The organism is Actinoplanes palleronii, from assembly GCF_016862315.1.
Classification (GTDB): domain Bacteria; phylum Actinomycetota; class Actinomycetes; order Mycobacteriales; family Micromonosporaceae; genus Actinoplanes; species Actinoplanes palleronii.
Window position 1 is genome coordinate 1 of the sequence record NZ_BOMS01000070.1, and the last position, 1,776, is coordinate 1,776.

Annotated in this window: 2 protein-coding genes; one reads left to right on the forward strand and one right to left on the reverse strand. The window is 71.2% G+C overall.

Annotated elements, in window-relative coordinates:
- On the forward strand, window positions 1-210 hold a 210-nt coding region (locus Apa02nite_RS23485; RefSeq protein WP_203826907.1), incomplete at its 5' end, for a hypothetical protein.
- A 295-nt stretch (window positions 211-505) separates the two neighbouring features.
- Here Apa02nite_RS23485 and Apa02nite_RS23490 read toward each other — a convergent pair.
- A complete protein-coding gene (locus tag Apa02nite_RS23490; protein ID WP_067689136.1) occupies window positions 506-1,177 on the reverse strand; it encodes a response regulator in 672 nt (223 codons plus the stop codon).
- Between the last annotated feature and the right edge of the window lie 599 nt (window positions 1,178-1,776).

Here is a 1,776-nt window from a genome sequence, read left to right on the forward strand (position 1 = left end):
ATCAACTCAAGCTCAGTGACATTGGGGCAAGTCCAGCTGGCTCTGGCGGCCCTAAACCCCGGCCGGCAGCGAGCAGAAACGCTAACCGGCCGGTTCCAGCAGGCGCTCGTTGCTGCCGTTGTAGCAACCACCGACGCTCGCGGACCGAAACCAGCAGCAGTCATCGCGGCTTTGCCGGCGCTGATACAACCACCGGTGCTCGCGGGGTGAGATCGGCGAGGGGCATGGTGGTTTAGCATGTTGTGGCTATTTTGCGTGCTCGCGGACGGGATTTGGCGAGCGGGTGTGGTGGAGCGCGGGTGGCCTCTCGGAGACGGCGCCCGCTGGTCGTGGCTGGCGTGACGGACCGTGCCCCACACGCACGCCGCCTGGCCGCCGGCACCCGCAGCCGCTGGGGTCGCGGGCTGGATTTCAGCGGTGCCTTCTGCCCTCGGTGACACCCCCGAGAGCCAGCCGCGGCCGTGAACGGGAGGTGGCCCGGGGTCGCGCTTGGGGGGTGGGATCGTCAGGCCAGCCAGCCGGGGCGGATCAGGCCGGCCTCGTAGGCGTAGACCACCAGCTGAGCACGGTCGCGTGCGCCTAGCTTGATCATCGTGCGGCTGACGTGGGTTTTTGCGGTGGCTGGGCTGATCACCAGGCGGGTGGCGATCTCGTCGTTGGAGAGGCCCTCGGCGACCAGTGCCATCACTTCGCGTTCGCGGTCGGTGAGCTGGTCCAGCTCGCGGGGTGGTTCCGGACGGCGGCCGGCGCTCGCCCCGGCGAACTCGCCGATCACCCGGCGGGTCACGCTCGGTGACAGCAACGCGTCGCCGGCCGCGACCGCGCGCACCGCCCGCAGCAGCTCCACCGGTTCGGTGTCCTTGACCAGGAACCCGGACGCGCCGGTCCGCAGCGCCTCGAACACATACTCGTCGAGTTCGAACGTGGTCAGGATGACCACCCGGGTCTCCGCACAGGCCGGATCGGCGGCGATCCGCTTGGTCGCCTCCAGGCCGTCCACCCCGGGCATCCGGATGTCCATCAGCACCACCTCCGGCCGGGTCGCCCGGACCAGACTGATCGCTTGCAGCCCGTCCGACGCCTCACCGACCACCCGGATGTCCGCTTCCGCGTCGAGCAGCGCCCGGAACCCGGCCCGCACCAACGCCTGGTCATCGGCCAGCACCACCGAGATCATCGTTCCCCCTCAGAAGCCACTCGATCAGTACCCGCCACCACCACACCGTTCCCATCACGGCCGCGCCCCGCCAGACCGTCCTCACCAGACACCCGCCCCACCACGGCGTCCCTTGCCAGACCGCGTGCCGCCCCGCTGTCCCCTGCCATACCGCGCGCCCCGTCGGCGACAACCGGCGCATCATCAGCCACGCCGGGCCGCCCCGGGTCGCCCTGCACGTCGGGGCTGGCCGTCACGAAGGAAACGCCCTGGCCCGCAGGCACAGGCGCGCCGAACAAGTCAGCCGGGTCATCCGTCGGCCCGCGACCCGGAGGACCGGAAACGGCCGTGGGCGAAGCCACCGTCTCCGTGGACGACGAACCAGACGAAGCCAGGTCCGACGGCGAAGCCGGGACGGCCGGAAAGACCACCGCACCATCCGCGAGATCACCAGTCAGCGAGCCGAGACCAGCCAGGCCTGACGCAACCGACCCAGCGGACGACGAACCAGACGAAGTCGGGTCCGACGGCGAAGCAGGCGCGGCAGGCGCGGCAGGCGCGGCAGGCGCGGCAGGCGCGGCAGGCGCGGCAGGCGCGGCAGGCGCGGCAGGCGCGGCAGG